Source organism: Microbacterium aquilitoris (assembly GCF_031932285.1).
Taxonomy (GTDB): domain Bacteria; phylum Actinomycetota; class Actinomycetes; order Actinomycetales; family Microbacteriaceae; genus Microbacterium; species Microbacterium aquilitoris.
This window is the reverse complement of sequence record NZ_JAUZVT010000001.1, coordinates 554020-570086: the sequence shown is the minus strand read 5'-3', so window position 1 is coordinate 570086 and position 16067 is coordinate 554020. Positions and strand designations below refer to the sequence as shown.

Below are 16067 nucleotides of genomic sequence, written 5' to 3'. Positions count from 1 at the left end.
TTGCAAGGATGGGGAGGAGGAGCGGTCATGGAACTGATCAGGTGCACGGCGGCGGATGCCGGTGAGGTCGAGGCGTTCCTGCGTGAGGTCGACCTGACCGTGACCGGGCTGGACGTGCCCACGGTGCGTCTCTGGGTCGAGCGCGATGAGGCGGGTCGCATCGTCGCGAGCACGGGCTACGAGCTGAGCGGCGACGGACGGCACGCGCTGATCCGGAGCGTGGCCGTCGCGGCCTCGTCGCGCACGCGCGGCCGAGGCACCGAAATGGCCGGTTTCGCGCTCGAACACGCCGCTGCGGAGGGCGCGACGACGGCGTGGCTGTTCAGCCGCCGGTCGGGTGCGTTCTGGCAGTCGCTGGGCTTTGCGGCGGCGGACCGTTCGGAGCTCGCTCGGGTCCTGGCGGAGACCCATCAGGTGCGGACGTTCACCGAGACCGGGCAGTTGGTTCGTGAGGTCGCGTGGACGCGGGGGCTGGGGTAGGGGAAGGGGTGGATGCGGGGTCGGGCCGGTGTCGGAACCGATGTCGGAACCCCTCCCTAGTCTGGGACTATGTCCAGTCCTTCCCCGTATGTCGATGAGGTCCCCGAGGGGATCCCGACGACCCTGGACTGGGTTGTGTTGAGCGCGGACATGGCGACGATCCACGCAGCGCAGCGGTACGCGAGCATCGTCGAGTTGTGGGATGACGCGATCCGCGCGGCGACCCGGGATGAGGGTGCGTCGGTGCTGGTGGAACGGTCGGTGCGGCTCGAAGTCGCGTCGGCGTTGCGGATCAGCGAGCACGCCGCGGGCCGTCTCATGGGGGTCGGGCGGGCGTTGGTGAGGCGGTACCCGGCGGTGTGGGAGTCGATGAGTCACGCGGACATCACCGACACGCACGCGACGATCATCGTCGACGGGCTCGATGAGCTCGAGATCATCCGGGATGAGCTGGTCCGCGAGGTACTCGCACTCGCGGAGGAGATGCCGACCGGGCCGTTCCGCCGCGCGGTGCGACGCATCGTCGACCGGGAGCGTGAAGCGACGATCGCGGAACGTCACATGGATGCCGTCGCCCGCAGGCACGTGCGCGTCGAACCCGGTGCGGACGGGATGGCGTGGCTGACCGCGCACCTCCCCGCCGTCGAAGCGCACGCGATCCACGGCAGGCTCACCGCCATCGCGAAGACCCTCGACGACGAACGTTCACTTGACCAGAAGCGCGCAGACGTGTTCGGCGACCTGCTCATCGACGGGGAGACCGCGTCTCTTCCCGACTCCGCCCGTGGCATCCGCCCGACCGTCGCCATCACCGTCCCCGCCCTGACGCTCCTGACTGACGGCCCTGCCGCGCAGGTCGACGGTGTCGGCCCGATCCCGCTCGACCGTGCGCGGGAGTTGTGCGGGGCGGCATCCGGGTGGATGCGGGTCCTCACCCACCCCGACACCGGGGTCGTCCTGTCCGTCGGACGTGAACAGTACCGGCCCCCGGCCGACCTTCGCCGGCTCGTCGCGTGGCGGGCCGCCCGGTGCATGGCACCCGGCTGCGGGATCCCGGCCGATCGGTGCGACATCGACCACACCGTCGACTGGCACCACGGCGGACACACCGACGCCACCAACCTCGCACCCCTCTGCCGCGGGCACCACACCCTCAAACACCACACCGACTGGCAGGTCACAGCCAAACCCGGCGGCGCACTCGAATGGACCTCACCCGCCGGCCGGATCTACCTCGTAAAGCCCGAACGACGCATCCCGCAGTTCACCACCGACCCACCACCGTCCTAGGGCCGAGCGAGGCTGTTCATCCGTGCGACGAGCGCGGTGACCTCGGCGATCCCGATCACGTCGACGAGAGGTTCGTTGAACCATGACTCCCAGATGCCGTCGACGTCGTCCTGCGAGACGCGTCCCTGCTGCGCCAGGATCTCGGCGATGTCGCACGCCTCACGCGCGTACTCGTCCACCGGCACACCCGCCGGCGATCCCGGCTGCAGCCCGTACGGGTCCGCCTCATTCAGTGCCGACAGCACAGCCTCCACCCCGAGCATCACCGCACCATCCGGGCTTCGACGATGCCGGGCGTCCCCGGGTCGGACTGCTCCGCACCGTCGAACGCGAAGCCGTTGCGCCGGTAGAACGCGATCGCACGCGGATTCTCCCGCGCCACCCACAACGACGCGGGCCCGTCGGCCAGCACCGCCTCGAACAACGCCTGACCCGGACCCGTCCCGTGATGCGCCGCCAGGACGTAGAGCATGTACAGCTGACGGCCACCGGCATCCGACTCACCGGACATCGCGAACCCGATCAGCTCGTCGTCCTCCTCGGCGATACGGACGACATGCGCCGGCCGCCGGTCGGAGAGAATCTGCGTCCACATCCGCAGCCGACGCTCCGCCACCTCGTCGGTGAAATAGCTCGCGGGGAGGAGATGCCCGTACGTCTCACGCCAGGCGGCCACGTGCAGGGCTGCGACCGCCGCGGCATCCGTCAGCTGCGGTTCGCGGACCACCACGCTCACGCTCCGGCCCATTTCTCGGCCAGCGTGCCGATCACGTTCACGTTCCGGTTCGTCGCCACGCCCAGCAGCTTCGCCGCGCCCAGCGGGTCGACCGCCCCGTCCTGATACCCGGGCTGCAGCAGCGCATGCGCCGCGCGCCCCCGCACCACCATCCGGCCGCGATCATCGGCCCGCGCCTCGATGTCGGCGGTCTGCGACGCCGCAGGCTCGTCCTTCAACAGATACACGTAGTGACGGGCGAGCCCCGGATTCGCCTCGGCCAGCTCACGCGTCTCCCGAGCGACCTCTCGGAACTCCGCAGCGGAGTAGACGATCGTCGGCACCTCGAATCCCCGGTCGGCGGCGAACGCCTGCTCCAGCGTCTGCTCGATCCGTTCGCGCGACCGCATCCGCGAATCGAAGCGCACGTTCCCCGTGTTGATGTGCGTCTTGACACCCTCGAACCCCGCCGCCTCGACGACACGGCGGATGTCCTCCTTCGGGAACACCCGCTTCGCACCGAGGTTGATCGCCCGCAAGAAGGCCAGATACGTCGTCACCCGCCCAGTCTGCCCGGACCGGCCGACACCCCGCGAGGGAGCAGGATGAAGACATGAACGAGCTCACGCGCTGGCTTCGCGACCAACCGTCCCTCATCGGAACACCACCGCCCCTCGATCTGTCCGACCTCCCGGCCGACCCTCACGACCTCTTCGACCGCTGGATCCGCGCCGCCGCCGACGCCGGCATCCCCGAAGTGCGTGCCGCGACCCTCGCGACGGCGGATGCCGCTGGCCGCCCGGACGCACGGACCCTCATCCTCAAGGGCGTCAGCGCCGACGGGTGGGAGTTCGCCGGCCCGCGCTCCTCCGCGAAGGGGCGCCAGCTCGCCGACAACCCCGCCGCCGCACTGAACTTCTGGTGGCAACCGGTCATGCGCGCGGTGCGCGTGCGCGGAACCGTGCACGAGGCCGCACCAGCCGAGAGCGCGGCCGACATCGCCGGCAGCCCCGCCGGCGCACTCCTCGAACCCGGCGAATGGGCGCTCTGGCGTCTCGTCCCCGAGCGCATCGAGTTCTGGCAGGGCTCGCCCGACCGCCGCCACGCCCGCATCGTCTTCACCCGCGACGGCGACGACTGGACCCGCGAGGTCTAGAGCCTCACGACCTCGGTCACCCGGACGACCGCAGCGCCCTCCTCGACGGATGCCTCGAGGTCGACCTCCGCCCGGATCCGCCAATCGTGGTCTCCGGCGGGGTCATCGATGATCTGCTCGACACGCCATATGCCGTTCGCGGCATCCGACTCGTCGAACACGCACAGCGACGGGCTGCGCGCGGCCCCTCCCGTCAGGATCTCGTCGTGGTCGTCGAAGTACCGATCGAGGACCTCCGGCCAACCGGCATCCGGATCCAACTCGACCAGTGCATCGTCGTTCTGCAGCGCCGCGAGCTGCACCCGTCGGAACATCTGGTTGCGCACCAGCACAACGAACGCACGCCGATTGGCGATCACCGACGGCGGCGCGGGCGGGACCACCGGCGCCTCGGGATCGGCGGCCGGGTTGATCAGCGCGTTCCACTCGTCGACGAGACTCGAGTCGACCTGACGCACCAACTCACCAAGCCACTCGATGAGATCGAGCAACTCGTCGGTGCGCGCCTCGGCGGGCACCGTCTGCCGGATCGCCCGGTACGCGTCGGACAGGTACCGCAGCACCAGGCCCTCGCTCCGCCCCAGTTGGTAGAACGACACGAACTCGCCGAACGACATCGCCCGCTCGAACATGTCGCGGACGACCGACTTCGGCGACAGCTCGAAGTCCCGCACCCACGGCTGACTCGACGCGAACGTCTCGTACGCCTGCGCCAGCAACTCCGCGAGCGGCTTCGGCCACGTCACCGACTCGAGCAGCTCCATGCGCTCGTCGTACTCGATGCCGTCGCGCTTCATCGCGCCGACCGCCTCGCCGCGCGCCTTGTACTCCTGCTGCGACAGGATCGCGCGCGGATCGTCGAGCGTCGACTCGATCACGCTCACCACGTCGAGCGCGTAGTGACCCGTCCCCGTCTCGCTGTCGTCCGGGGACAGCAGGTCGATCGCGGCGAGCGCGAACGGCGACAGCGGCTGGTTGAGCGCGAAGTTCGGCTGCAGGTCGACGGTGAGACGGATGCCGTCGGCATCGGCCACCACGATGTCCGCCGCCGTGAGGGTGCGGAACAGCGCGATCGCCCGGCGGGCCAGCTCGTACTGCCGGGCGCGCGGTTCGTGGTTGTCGAAGACGAGGGAGCGGACGTTCGCGAACACGCCGCCGCCACGTCCGATGACGTTGATCAGCATCGCCGAGGTCAGCTTCAGCTGCGGCGACAGCGGTTCGGGCTCCGCCGCGACCAGACGCTCGAACGAGCCCTCGCCCCAGTTCACGACGCCGGTCGGCGCCTTCTTGCGGACGATCTTCTTGCGCTTGGCGGCATCGTCCCCGGCCTTCGCGAGAGCGACGGCGTTCTCGATCTCCCACTCCGGGGCCAGCACGACGACGCTGCCGTGCGTGTCGTACCCCGCCCGCCCTGCGCGTCCGGCGATCTGGTGGAACTCACGCGCCGAGAGCTGGCGCATCTTCGTCCCGTCGTACTTCGACAGCGCCGTGATCAGCACGGTGCGGATGGGCACGTTGATGCCGACGCCGAGGGTGTCGGTGCCGCAGATCACGCGGAGGAGCCCGCGCTGCGCGAGCGTCTCGACGAGCCGCCGGTACCGCGGCAGCATCCCGGCGTGGTGCACGCCGATGCCGGCGCGCACCAGCCGCGACAGCGTCTTGCCGAATCCGGTCGTGAACCGGAACCCGCCGATGGCGTCGGCGATCTCGTCGCGCTGCTCGCGGGTCGTGAGCTTCACGCTCGACAGCGCCTGCGCCCGCTCGAGCGCCGCGGCCTGCGAGAAGTGGACGATGTAGACCGGCGTCTCGCGGTTCTCGAGCAGCCCCTCCACCACCTCGTGCACGGGCCGCCGGGCGTAGGAGTAGCCGAGCGGCACCGGGCGCTCGACACCCGCGATGTGCGCGACCGCTCGCCCGGTGCGGCGTTCGAGGTCGGTCTTGATGGCCGTGACGTCGCCGAGGGTCGCCGACATCAGCAGGAACTGCGCCTTCGGGAGGAGCAGCAGCGGCACCTGCCATGCCCATCCGCGGTCGGGGTCGCCGTAGTAGTGGAACTCGTCCATCACGACCTGGTCGATCTCCGCGTCGGGACCCAGCCGCAGTGCGACGTTCGCCAGGATCTCGGCGGTGCAGCAGATGATCGGCGCGTCGGGGTTCACCGACGAATCGCCCGTAACCATGCCCACGGCATCCGGTCCGAAGATGTCGACGAGAGCGAAGAACTTCTCGCTGACGAGGGCTTTGATGGGAGCCGTGTAGTACGTGCGGCCGCCGCGGGCGAGGGATGCCGCGTGTGCCGCGACCGCGACGAGCGACTTGCCCGTGCCGGTCGGCGTCGCGAGGATCACGTGCGATCCGGACGCGAGCTCGAGGACCGCCTCATCCTGCGCCGGATACAGGTCGATGCCACGCTCGATCGTCCATTCGAGGAAGCCCTCGTAGACGGCGTCGGGGGTCGACCCCGCCGGAATGCGGTCCCGGAGCGTCGAGGTCATCCCTCGAGTCTGCCCCACCGGCGGCGGGGCGGCGTGCCCAGTGCAGGTCCGATCGACCCCGGACGCCCTCGAACGGCTCCGCAGGGGCGTCTCGCCCTGCACTCGGCACAGGGCCGAGTGCGTCAGGGCATTTCGGCCTTCGCCGCGAGCACGCGAGCGGCGGCGGCGTCGACCTGAGCGGCGAACTGCGGGTCGGCCTTCGCCTTCGCGAGCACCGCGTCGTACATCGCGGGGAACACCGACGGCTTCGCCGAGACGAGCACCACGTCGACGCCGGCCGAGATCGCCCTCACGGCGCGGTCGGCGGGCGACCAGGCCGACACAGCCACCGCGCCCGAGAGGTCGTCCGAGAACACCACACCGTCGAAGCCGACCTCGCTCCGCAGGAGTCCCACGACCTTCGGCGAGAACACCGCCGGGGTGGATCCGTCGATCCGGTCGTAGATCGCCGACGAGACCATCACCGCCGACGGACCCGCCGCAGTGAGCGGCCGGTAGAGGTCGACATCCGGACCGTCCGGCGTCACCGCCCTGTCGACGACGTCGGCCGTCGTGTCGGTGTTCGCGGACACGTGGCCGAGGCCCGGGAAGTGCTTGAACGTGGGGAGGATGCCGGCATCCCTCATCCCGTCCGCGAAGGCGCCCGCCTTGTCGGCGACGGTCGATGCGTCGTAGCCGTACTGGCGGCCGTACCCGCCGATCGGCGGGTTGTCGAAGCGGGTCGCCTCGCTCGTGACGATGTCGGCGACGGGGGCGAGATCGAGGTTCACTCCCGCGTCGGCGAGCTCGCGCCCCCATGCCTCGGCCCTCGCCTGCAGCTGATCGGACGGCAGGTCGGCCTGGCGGATGCCGTAGGGCATCGCATCGAACCCCGGCCCGCGCAGCACCTGGACCTCGCCGCCCTCCTGGTCGGTCGCGACCCAGAGCGGCACCCCCTCGGGATGGTCGAGTGCCGTGAACCGTGCGACCACCTCCGCCGTGCCGGAGACCCCCGCGTGCGATCGTCCGCTCAGGAAGATGCCGCCGGCGTGCCGGTCGCGGACGACGGCCAGCGTCGCCGGCGACGCCGTGGTCGCGGGGGTCCCGACCATGAAGAGCTGGCCGACCCGCTGCTCGAGCGAGAGCGCGTCGATCGGGTCCGGCGTCCGGGACGGCGATGGAACCGCCGAGGGCGACGTGGCGGGAGAGGGCGCCGATGGCGACGTCCCGGGGGAGGGTGCGACGGACGGCGACGAGGACCCCGTGGGAGAGGCGGCACACCCTGCAAGGATCGACGCGGCCATCACCGTGGCGAGTACGGACCATCTCCACGACCGAGGCACACAGACATTCTGCGCCTGCACCGGCCGTCGTGCGCCGGGCTCGGTGTTCCGTATTCAGTCTCGACGGATATTCGTAAGGACGTGCCGCACCGCATTTCCAGGCACCCACCCGTCACCGGTCGGCCTCGAGACTGAATACCGAACGCGTGGCAGCGGGGCTACCGAACGCGTGGCAGCGGGGCTACCGAACGCGTGGCAGCGGGGCTACCGAACGCGTGGCGAGGCGCACCGGATCGCCCGACACGCGCCCTCGCCTACACGCGCGCCTCAGCCGCGCCCGGGCGTGTGCAGTCTCGCGAGGTAGGCGGCGGCTCGCACGGGTGCGCCGGCGCGGTCGGTGAGCGAGACGACGACCGTGACGACGGTGGCCAGCGGGATGGTCCACGCGGCGGGCTGCGCAAGCAGCGGAGCGGCGACGCCGACTCCGCCGACCGCCGCGTGCACGACGAACGCGAGGCCGCACGCGACCGCACCGGTCACCATGCCCGCCACCGCGCCGCGCGCCGTCAGCCGCGACCACCAGATCGACAGCAGCAGGACGGGGGACAGAGCGGATGCCGCGAATACGAAGACGACGCCGACCGAGGCCACGAGTCCTGCCGGCTGGGTCAGCAGGGCGATGGCGAGTGGCACGAGGGCGACGAGGACGGCCGACAGCCGGAAGGAGCGGACCGATCCCGAGAACACGTCCTGGCTGACGACACCGGCGAGCGACACCGTGAGGCCCGCCGAGGTCGCGAGGAACGCGGCGAACGCGCCCGCTACGACGAGCGCGGTGAGGAGCTCCCCCGCGAGACCGGGGAACACGCGCGCGGGAAGGACGAGCGCGACGGTGTCGGCGACGCCCGGCTGAGCGAGGTCGGGCGCGACGACGCGCGCGAGCAGCCCGATCACGCTCGACACGGCGTAGAAGGCGCTGACCATCACGATGACGAGCACCGTGGTCTGCCGCGCCGACCCGCCCGTGGGGCTCGTGTAGAACCGCACGAGCACGTGAGGAAGGCCCATCGTGCCGAGGAGCAGTGCGAGCAGCAGCGATCCCGCGGCGTAGGCGTCGAGCCCCGAGGGCCCGGCCTCGGCGGGGAAGACCACGAGCGGGTCGATCTCGCGCGCTCCCCCGCCGACCGCGAACACGATGAGCACGGCGGGCACGAGCAGCGCCGTGAGTTTGAGCCAGTACTGGAACGCCTGCACGTAGGTGATCGCCCGCATGCCGCCGGCCGCGGCGGCCGCGGCGACCAGGACCGCGACGAGCACTGCACCGACCCACGGCGGGACGTCGGCCACGACCTGCAGCGTGATGCCGGCGCCGTGGAGCTGCGGCACGATGTACAGCCAGCCGATGAGCAGGCACGCGGCGCTCGTCACCCTCCGGGACGCCCGGGACTCGAGCCGCGCCTCGATGAAGTCGGGGATCGTGTAGGCACCGCTCCGACGCAGCGGCGCCGCGACGAACAGCAGCACGAGCAGGTAGCCGGCGGCGTACCCGATGGGGAACCAGAACCCCTCGGCCCCGCTCAGCAGGACGAGTCCCGACAGGCCGAGGAAGGTCCCGGCCGAGAGGTACTCCCCGCTGATCGCGGAGGCGTTCCAGACGGGCCTGACGGTGCGGGATGCCACGAAGAAGTCGCTCGTGGTCCGCGAGATCCGCAGGCCGTACGCGCCGATGAGGACGGTCGCGCCGACGACGGCCGCGACCGCGACGAGGTCGAGCAGCGCGTTCACGCCTCCTCGTCCCGGAGCGCCCGCCAGCGCCGCTCGTTGCGGTTGGCGCCGCGGACGTAGAGGATCGCGAACCCGGCGATCACGGGGTAGAACCCGAACGCGTGCAGCAACCACGACAGCGGAACGCCGAGCAGCGCGATCTCGTCGAGCTCGGGAACGAGCGCCAGCACCGCGAGCAGGACTGCGGCGACGGTCACGAACCCGAGGACGGTCCCCACGGCCAGCCGCAGCTGCGAGCGGCGGAGCGCTCTCGCGTACGCGGCCTCGGCGTCGTCGACGGGCGTGCCCGGCAGTGCGATGCCGCGGGTCGGTGCCCCCGGACGCCCCGCCCCGGCGGTGACGCGCACACGCTGAGCGCTCACGACCCGCTCCGGCCGACGAGGGCGTCACGGACGGCTGGGAGCAGGCGCCGGCTCACCGGCAGCGCGGTCTCGCCGACCCAGACGGTCGGTTCCGCTCCCGCGAGTCGGACCTCGGTGACGGATGCCGCTCGCACGAGGAACGAGCGATGGATCCGGACGAAACCGGCATCCGCCCACCGGGACTCGAGTTCCGAGATCGGGATGCGGACGAGGTGCCCGGAGTCGCCGTCGGTGTGCAGGCGGGTGTAGTCGCCCTCGGCGCGCACCCAGCGGACGTCGCGGCGGTGCACGAACCGCACGGCGGAGCCGACGGTGACGGGCAGCACCTCGTCGGACTCGGTGGGACGGTCGTTCTGCGCGATGCGGTCGACGGCGCGGCGCAGCCGTTCGAGGCGTACGGGCTTCAGCAGATAGTCGAGCGCGCGCAGCTCGAACGCTTCGACGGCGTGCGCGTCGTCCGCGGTCACGAAGACGACAGCCGGCGGGGACGCCAGCGCGCTCAGCGCGGTCGCGAGGTCGAGACCCGAGAGCCCGGGCATGTGGATGTCGAGGAAAGCCGCCGCGACCGGCCTCTCGGTGAGCAGGCGCAGCGCCTCGGCTCCCGACGACGCCGTGAGCACCTCTCCGATGCGGTCGTCGCCGCGCAGCAGGAAGGCGAGCTCGTCGAGCGCGGGCTTCTCGTCGTCGGCGACCAGGACGTCGATCACGACGCTCACTCCTCGCCTCGCGTCAGGTGGTGCGGCTGCGATTTCGGGATCCGCATGCGCACGAGGGTACCGGCGCCCGTGTTCGTCTCGACGACGAGTCCGCCCTCGGCTCCGTAGAGCTGCCGGAGCCGGGTGTCGACGTTCCGCAGGCCCACGTTCGCCGCATCGCCGGCACGCGTCAGGAGCGCGTGCAGCTCGTCCGGGTCCATGCCCGCGCCGTCGTCCTCGACCGTGATCTCGGTGTGGGTCGCGGCATCCTCCGAGGCGATGAGGATCGTCCCCCCGCCCTCCCCCGGCTCGAGCCCGTGTCGGACGGCGTTCTCGACGAGCGGCTGCACCGACAGGAACGGGATGACGGTGGACAGCGTCTCGGGCGAGATCCGCAGCGTCACGGTGAGGCGGTCGCCGAAGCGCGCCCGCTCGAGTTCGAGATAGGAGTGGATGCTGCGGAGCTCTTCCGCCAGCGTCGTGAACTCCCCCTGGCGCCGGAACGAATACCGCGTGAAGTCGGCGAACTCCAGCACCAGCTCGCGTGCGCGAGGCGGATCGGTCGTGATGAACGAAGCGATCGCGGTGAGCGCGTTGTAGATGAAGTGCGGCGAGATCTGCTGCCGGAGCGCACGCAGGTCGGCTTCGGCGAGTGCAGCGCGCGAGGCATCCAACTCCCCGAGCGTCGCCTGCGCGGCGCACCACTCGGCGACCTCCCCCGCCGCGCGGACGAGCGCGGCCCGCACGGGGGCGGCGAAGGCGACCAGCACGCCCGCGACGGCGCCGTCCACACGGATCGGCGCGCCGACGGCTTCGAGCCCGTCCCCGCCCTCGGCGCGGGGGAAGACGCGGCGCTTGCCAGTCTCGGCGACCTGCGCCGCGATGCGGTGGGCCGCGGCATCCAGTCCCTCGGTCTGTCCGTCGCGGGCGACGACGACGTCGCCGACCACGAGCATGACGGCGGGGCTGCCGAGCACGGCCCGCAGGTGCCGCGCGGCGCGCGCGACGTCGGGGGTTGCGAGCCCGCCGCGCAGGTAGGGCGCCGCGAGGCTCGCCTGGTGGAGGGCCCGGTACGTGGCCTCCTCGGCCTCGCTGCCGAGCCCTCCCGCGCCCCGGGCGTAGCGGCGGGCGAGGAGCAGCAGGGCGGACAGCACGATGCCGCCGACCACGCCGAGCAGAGCGGCGAGGACGACGGCATCGGTCATGCGACGAGCCTAGATCGCGGGCGTCAGCAGCAGCGGGCGCCCGGGTTGCGGTCCTGGTCGTCCATCTTCTGACGCCAGAACTGCCGCTCGGTCATGGGCTCCTCATCCGGGTGCACCCGACGGTGGTGCGCGACGTACGTCGCGTACGCCGTGTCGCCCATGAGGGTCGTCACGTACCAGCGGATGCCGCGACCCGCCCGCAGCACGAGGTCGAGCATCGCCCGCATCGGCGAGACCGCGGCATCCGTCCGTGTACTCATGTCAGTGCCTGTTCGCGGTGCGCTCGTCGGCGAGGATCGGCTCCCACTGCTTCTCGAGCTCGCGCTCGGCAGCCGTGCCGATGAACCCGGCGGGAGCGAAGCGGCGCGAGGGCACCGCCTCGTCCTCGTGGTTCTCGCCGCCGCCGCGGCGGATCGCGGCGATCGTGACGCACACGGCGGCGATGATCACGATGATCGCGAGGGTCACGAACACGATCGACAGGGTGCCCTGCACGAAGGTGTTGCGGATGACGGCCTCCATGACCGCCGGCTCGCCGAGCGTCGTGTCGCCCTGAGCGAGCGCGTCGCGGTAGCGGAAGTGGTTCGACCAGTATCCGATCGCCGGGTTCGGCGAGAAGATCTTGTACGCCGACGCGGTGATCGTCACGACCGCCGCGAACGCGAGCGGCAGGGCGACGATCCAGAGCCACCGCACGTACGACGGACCGCGCTTGGCGATGATCGCGAGGACCACGGCGAGCGCGATCGCGGCGAGCAGCTGGTTGGCGATGCCGAACAGCGGGAAGAAGGTGTTGATGCCGCCGAGGGGGTCGGTCACCCCGAGGATGAGGATCGCTCCCCAGCCGGCGACCATGATCGCCGTCGTGATCCAGACACCCGGACGCCACGACACGTCGCGGAACTTCGGGACCCAGTGGCCGATCGAGTCCTGCAGCATGAAGCGCGCGACGCGGGTCCCGGCATCCACCGCCGTGAGGATGAACAGTGCCTCGAACATGATGGCGAAGTGGTACCAGAAGGCCATCATCGCCTGCCCGCCGAGGGCCTGCTGCATGATGTGCGCGAGACCGAGCGCGAGGGTCGGTGCGCCACCGGTACGCGAGACGATCGACTCCTCGCCGACCGCCGCCGCGGTGCTCGTCAGCATGTCGGGCGTGAGGTTCACCCCGGTGATGCCGAGCGAGTTCACGAAGGCGACCGCGCCCTCCACGGTGCCCATCGTCGAGGCCGCCGATGCGTTCATCGCGTAGTAGATGCCCTGGTCGATCGAGATCGCGGCGACGAGGGCCATGATCGCGACGAAGGACTCCATGATCATGCCGCCGTAGCCGATGAAGCGCGTCTGGCGCTCCTTCTCGACGAGCTTGGGGGTCGTGCCCGATGCGATGAGCGCGTGGAAGCCCGAGAGCGCACCGCACGCAATGGTCACGAACAAGAAGGGGAAGAGAGGACCCGCGAACACCGGCCCGGTTCCGGCGATCGCGAAGTCGGTGACGGCGGGAACGGTGATCTCGGGACGGACGAGGACGATCGCTCCGGCCAGCATCACGATGACGCCGATCTTCATGAACGTCGACAGGTAGTCGCGCGGGGCGAGCAGCAGCCAGACGGGGAGGACCGCGGCGATGAAGCCGTAGATGATGATTCCCCAGGCGATGACACTGCGGTCGAGGTGCAGGAACTCCTGACCCCACGCGGTCTCGGCGACCCAGCCGCCGGCGACGATCGCCGCGATCAGCAGGACGAAGCCGATGATCGAGACCTCGGTGACCTTGCCGGGGCGGAGGTACCGCAGGTAGAGGCCCATGAACAGGGCGATCGGGATCGTCATCGACACCGAGAAGACGCCCCACGGGCTCTCGCCGAGCGCGTTGACGACGACGAGGGCGAGGATCGCGACGATGATCAGCATGATCAGCAGCGACGCGACGATCGCAGCGGTGCCGCCGATGCGGCCGAGCTCCTGGCGAGCCATCTGACCGATCGTCCGGCCACCGCGGCGCATGGAGAAGAAGAGGACCGTGTAGTCCTGCACGGCGCCCGCGAGCACGACGCCCACGATGATCCAGATGGTGCCGGGGAGGAAGCCCATCTGCGCCGCGAGCACGGGACCGACGAGCGGGCCGGCGCCGGCGATGGCGGCGAAGTGGTGGCCGTAGAGGACGCGACGGTCGGTGGGGACGTAGTCCTTGCCGTCCTGCTTGACCTCGGCGGGCGTCGCCCGACGGTCGTCGGGGCGCAGCAGATGCTTCTCGATGACCTTCGAATAGAAGCGGTAGCCGATCAGGTACGTCGCGACGGCGGCGAACACGAACCAGATCGCGTTGACGGTCTCACCGCGGACGATCGCGAGCATCGTCCAGCCGAGACCACCGGCGAGGGCGATGAGCGCCCAGACGACGATCTTCAGTGGCGTCCAGCGGCCGTCCTTGGTCTTCTGCTCCTCGGTGAGGGCGACGGGGGGAAGGGAGGGATCGGGTTCGAGCGTGGCGGCCTTGCCACGGCGCGACGGTGCAGACATGGGCGACTCCTTCGGGCGCGTCTTTGCGTACACGTCAGGGTAGGAAGACGGATGCCGCTCCCCCGGGCACGGTCGATGGGTGCTGCGACGAGCGGCACGGTCGGCGCGACGAGCGGTCGGACCTCGCGCTGTCCAGTCCTGGCGGGAAGGCAGTCACGCCGCTTACGGTTGATCCACACGACAGAGGGGGTCCCTGTGGCACACGACGCCGCACCGACGGTCACGCGCAACGATGAGAAGAACCGCTACGAGATCCACGTCGACGGGGCGGTGGCGGGTTACACGCTCTTCACGACCGACGACGCGGGCCGCACCGTGATGCCCCACACCAAGATCGACCCGGCCTATAAGGGTCAGGGTCTCGGCTCGACCCTCGTCGCCGACGCCGTGTCGGACCTCGCCGACCGGCACGCGACGGTCGTCCCCGAGTGCCCGTTCGTCGCGGGCTACCTCTCGGAGCACGACGTCCCCGGCCTCACGGTCGCCTCCCCCGACGCGGAGTGAGGGATGACCCGCCTCGACGCCGACCCGACCGAGACCGTCGACGCCCCGGCATCCTGTGACGGCCCGCGCGCACTGCTGCTGACCGCGCGCGAAGTCCCCCTCGGCGGCGTCCGCGGCATGCAGGTGCACCGCGCCCTGCCGCAGCGCGAGCTGCCGATGGTCGGCGCCTGGTGCTTCCTCGATCGGTTCGGCCCTCAGGTGACGACGATGCGCGTCGAACCCCACCCGCACATCGGGCTGCAGACCGTCACGTGGCCCTTCGCGGGCGAGACCCGCCACCGCGACACGATCGGCTCCGACGTCGTCATCAAGCGCGGGCAGCTGAACATCATGACCAGCGGGGCGGGCATCGCCCACTCCGAGTACTCGATGGGCGACGAGCCCACCGTCACCGACGCCCTCCAGCTCTGGGTCGCGCTCCCCGAGTCGCGCCGCCACGGCGGGCCCGATTTCGAGAGACACACCGACCTGCCCGTCGTGGACCTGGGCGACGGCGCAGCGGCGGTCGTCGTGGTCGGCGAGCTCGCCGGCATCCACTCTCCCGCCACGATGTACACGCCGATCGTCGGCGCGGAGGTCTTCATCCCCGCGGGGGCCCGGGTGCGGATTCCACTGAACCCCGCGTGGGAGCACGCCCTCGTCGGGGTCGACGGGGCTCCTCTCGTCCACGCCGGAGACGAGGAGTCCGTGACGCTCGGCGACCACGACCTGCTCTACCTGGGCCTCGCACGAGAGGTCATCGAGATCGAGGCACCGACCGACGTCACGGTCTTCGTGCTCGGCGGCGAACCGTTCGAGAGCGACATCGTCATGTGGTGGAACTTCGTCGGGCGCAGCCACGAGGAGATCGTCGCCGCACGTGACGAGTGGGAGGCGGACTCGCCGCGTTTCGGACACGTCGTCACGCACGGCGACGAGCGGATACCCGCGCCGCCGCTGCCGACCGTGCGGTTGACGAAACGGCGCCGGCGTCTCTGAGCGGTTTTCCACGGCCCGCGCACGGCCCGGCGGTTCACCCTGCGCGGATAGCCTTGAAACCGTGGCCCGGACCCCCCTGCTGTCCACGCGCGTGCTGCTCGTATGCGCGGCGCTCGGGGTGGCCACCGGCCTCCTGGGCGGCGTGGCGGGCGCGATCACCCCTCTCGTGCTCATCGGCGCCCCGTGGGCGTACGGCCTCGTGCTCGGATCGCACGTGCTGCCGGGGATCATCGCCCAGCAGGTGTTCCGCCTGCCGCTCGTCGCCCTCACGACCCACGTGCTCGCCGCCCTCGTCGCCAGCGCCGTCAACCCGGCATGGATTTGGCGCTTCGTCGGCACCGCCCTCCTGTTCGGCGCGATCCAGGAGGGCGTCGCCGCCCTCACCCGCTACCGTTCGTGGGGCGCGTGGCGCTTCTTCACCGCGGCCCTCGTGATCGGCGTCCTCGTCGCCGCCGTCGTCTTCGCGGCCGCCGACCTCGGCAAGCTCGCCGTGTGGGCCCAGATCGCCTACCTGGTCATCGCCCTCGCCGGCCCGATCCTCTGGACGGCCGCGGGACTCGCCCTCGGCGAGCGCCTGCGCCGGGCGGGCGTCGCCCGCGGAGTCAGGACCGGCTGAC

17 protein-coding genes are annotated in these 16067 nt (G+C 70.9%); 6 read left to right on the top strand and 11 right to left on the bottom strand.

What is annotated here, in order from left to right; genetic code table 11:
* Positions 1-27 precede the first annotated feature (27 nt).
* Positions 28-480 (top strand): GNAT family N-acetyltransferase, encoded by a 453-nt coding sequence (locus Q9S78_RS02840; RefSeq protein ID WP_311858588.1) that lies wholly within the window; start codon positions 28-30, stop codon positions 478-480.
* Between the two features lie 69 nt (positions 481-549).
* Positions 550-1770 carry an HNH endonuclease signature motif containing protein gene (locus tag Q9S78_RS02835; protein WP_311858586.1) on the top strand — a complete coding sequence of 407 codons (1221 nt, stop codon included), beginning with the start codon at positions 550-552 and terminating at the stop codon, positions 1768-1770.
* On the opposite strand, the gene Q9S78_RS02830 is transcribed toward Q9S78_RS02835, so the two are convergent.
* Genes Q9S78_RS02830 through Q9S78_RS02820 form a run of 3 tightly spaced genes read right to left on the bottom strand, consistent with a single transcriptional unit; the run spans position 1767 to position 3045 of the window.
* Positions 1767-2033, bottom strand: a complete 267-nt coding sequence (locus tag Q9S78_RS02830) for a hypothetical protein (protein ID WP_311858585.1) — start codon at positions 2031-2033, stop codon at positions 1767-1769. The two genes, Q9S78_RS02835 and Q9S78_RS02830, sit on opposite strands and share 4 nt — an antisense overlap.
* Positions 2033-2518: a GNAT family N-acetyltransferase gene (locus Q9S78_RS02825; protein WP_020097717.1), complete on the bottom strand. Its 486-nt coding sequence runs from the start codon at positions 2516-2518 to the stop codon at positions 2033-2035. The genes Q9S78_RS02830 and Q9S78_RS02825 overlap by 1 nt, the downstream gene beginning before the upstream one ends.
* Positions 2503-3045: a DUF1697 domain-containing protein gene (locus tag Q9S78_RS02820; protein ID WP_311858583.1), complete on the bottom strand. Its 543-nt coding sequence runs from the start codon at positions 3043-3045 to the stop codon at positions 2503-2505. Before Q9S78_RS02820 ends, Q9S78_RS02825 begins: the two co-directional genes overlap by 16 nt.
* Before the next feature lie 53 nt (positions 3046-3098).
* Between Q9S78_RS02820 and Q9S78_RS02815 the strand changes: the two genes are divergently transcribed.
* The gene (locus tag Q9S78_RS02815) at positions 3099-3641 is read left to right on the top strand and encodes a pyridoxine/pyridoxamine 5'-phosphate oxidase (RefSeq protein ID WP_311858582.1); all 543 of its coding nucleotides are present in this window, start codon (positions 3099-3101) and stop codon (positions 3639-3641) included.
* On the opposite strand, the gene Q9S78_RS02810 is transcribed toward Q9S78_RS02815, so the two are convergent.
* The 8 genes from Q9S78_RS02810 to Q9S78_RS02775 all read right to left on the bottom strand — a co-directional run bounded on the left by Q9S78_RS02810 (position 3638) and on the right by Q9S78_RS02775 (position 13968).
* On the bottom strand, positions 3638-6136 hold the full coding sequence (locus Q9S78_RS02810) for a DEAD/DEAH box helicase (protein ID WP_311858581.1): 2499 nt from the start codon (positions 6134-6136) through the stop codon (positions 3638-3640). The two genes, Q9S78_RS02815 and Q9S78_RS02810, sit on opposite strands and share 4 nt — an antisense overlap.
* 122 nt (positions 6137-6258) lie before the next feature.
* A complete protein-coding gene (locus Q9S78_RS02805; protein WP_311859572.1) occupies positions 6259-7419 on the bottom strand; it encodes a glycoside hydrolase family 3 N-terminal domain-containing protein in 1161 nt (386 codons plus the stop codon).
* 306 nt (positions 7420-7725) lie between these two features.
* Entirely contained in the window at positions 7726-9183 is a 1458-nt protein-coding gene (locus Q9S78_RS02800; protein WP_311858579.1) for a sodium/solute symporter, read from the bottom strand.
* A complete protein-coding gene (locus Q9S78_RS02795) occupies positions 9180-9545 on the bottom strand; it encodes a hypothetical protein (protein ID WP_018187961.1) in 366 nt (121 codons plus the stop codon). The genes Q9S78_RS02800 and Q9S78_RS02795 overlap by 4 nt, the downstream gene beginning before the upstream one ends.
* Complete coding sequence (locus Q9S78_RS02790) at positions 9542-10261, bottom strand: LytR/AlgR family response regulator transcription factor (RefSeq protein WP_311858576.1); 720 nt, start codon at positions 10259-10261, stop codon at positions 9542-9544. The genes Q9S78_RS02795 and Q9S78_RS02790 overlap by 4 nt, the downstream gene beginning before the upstream one ends.
* Positions 10258-11445, bottom strand: coding sequence for a sensor histidine kinase (locus Q9S78_RS02785; protein ID WP_018187959.1), 1188 nt, complete (start codon positions 11443-11445; stop codon positions 10258-10260). The genes Q9S78_RS02790 and Q9S78_RS02785 overlap by 4 nt, the downstream gene beginning before the upstream one ends.
* A 23-nt stretch (positions 11446-11468) precedes the next feature.
* Positions 11469-11705, bottom strand: coding sequence for a YbdD/YjiX family protein (locus Q9S78_RS02780; protein WP_196800634.1), 237 nt, complete (start codon positions 11703-11705; stop codon positions 11469-11471).
* A gap of 1 nt (position 11706) precedes the next feature.
* Positions 11707-13968, bottom strand: a complete 2262-nt coding sequence (locus Q9S78_RS02775) for a carbon starvation CstA family protein (RefSeq protein ID WP_018187957.1) — start codon at positions 13966-13968, stop codon at positions 11707-11709.
* A 195-nt stretch (positions 13969-14163) separates the two neighbouring features.
* On the opposite strand from Q9S78_RS02775, the gene Q9S78_RS02770 reads away from it, so the two are divergent.
* From Q9S78_RS02770 to Q9S78_RS02760, 3 genes are all read left to right on the top strand, one after another.
* The gene (locus Q9S78_RS02770) at positions 14164-14472 is read left to right on the top strand and encodes a GNAT family N-acetyltransferase (RefSeq protein WP_116227894.1); all 309 of its coding nucleotides are present in this window, start codon (positions 14164-14166) and stop codon (positions 14470-14472) included.
* Between the two features lie 3 nt (positions 14473-14475).
* Entirely contained in the window at positions 14476-15450 is a 975-nt protein-coding gene (locus Q9S78_RS02765; RefSeq protein WP_116227893.1) for a pirin family protein, read from the top strand.
* Between the two features lie 61 nt (positions 15451-15511).
* A complete protein-coding gene (locus Q9S78_RS02760) occupies positions 15512-16066 on the top strand; it encodes an ECF transporter S component (protein WP_020097706.1) in 555 nt (184 codons plus the stop codon).
* The last annotated feature ends 1 nt before the right edge of the window (position 16067 follow it).

Coding starts and splice junctions, on each gene's coding strand:
- Q9S78_RS02840 (WP_311858588.1), top strand. CDS start 28: ATGGAACTGATCAGGTGCACGGCGGCGGATGCCGGTGAGGTCGAGGCG.
- Q9S78_RS02835 (WP_311858586.1), top strand. CDS start 550: ATGTCCAGTCCTTCCCCGTATGTCGATGAGGTCCCCGAGGGGATCCCG.
- Q9S78_RS02830 (WP_311858585.1), bottom strand. CDS start 2,033: ATGCTCGGGGTGGAGGCTGTGCTGTCGGCACTGAATGAGGCGGACCCG.
- Q9S78_RS02825 (WP_020097717.1), bottom strand. CDS start 2,518: ATGGGCCGGAGCGTGAGCGTGGTGGTCCGCGAACCGCAGCTGACGGAT.
- Q9S78_RS02815 (WP_311858582.1), top strand. CDS start 3,099: ATGAACGAGCTCACGCGCTGGCTTCGCGACCAACCGTCCCTCATCGGA.
- Q9S78_RS02810 (WP_311858581.1), bottom strand. CDS start 6,136: ATGACCTCGACGCTCCGGGACCGCATTCCGGCGGGGTCGACCCCCGAC.
- Q9S78_RS02805 (WP_311859572.1), bottom strand. CDS start 7,419: ATGGCCGCGTCGATCCTTGCAGGGTGTGCCGCCTCTCCCACGGGGTCC.
- Q9S78_RS02785 (WP_018187959.1), bottom strand. CDS start 11,445: ATGACCGATGCCGTCGTCCTCGCCGCTCTGCTCGGCGTGGTCGGCGGC.
- Q9S78_RS02780 (WP_196800634.1), bottom strand. CDS start 11,705: ATGAGTACACGGACGGATGCCGCGGTCTCGCCGATGCGGGCGATGCTC.
- Q9S78_RS02775 (WP_018187957.1), bottom strand. CDS start 13,968: ATGTCTGCACCGTCGCGCCGTGGCAAGGCCGCCACGCTCGAACCCGAT.
- Q9S78_RS02765 (WP_116227893.1), top strand. CDS start 14,476: ATGACCCGCCTCGACGCCGACCCGACCGAGACCGTCGACGCCCCGGCA.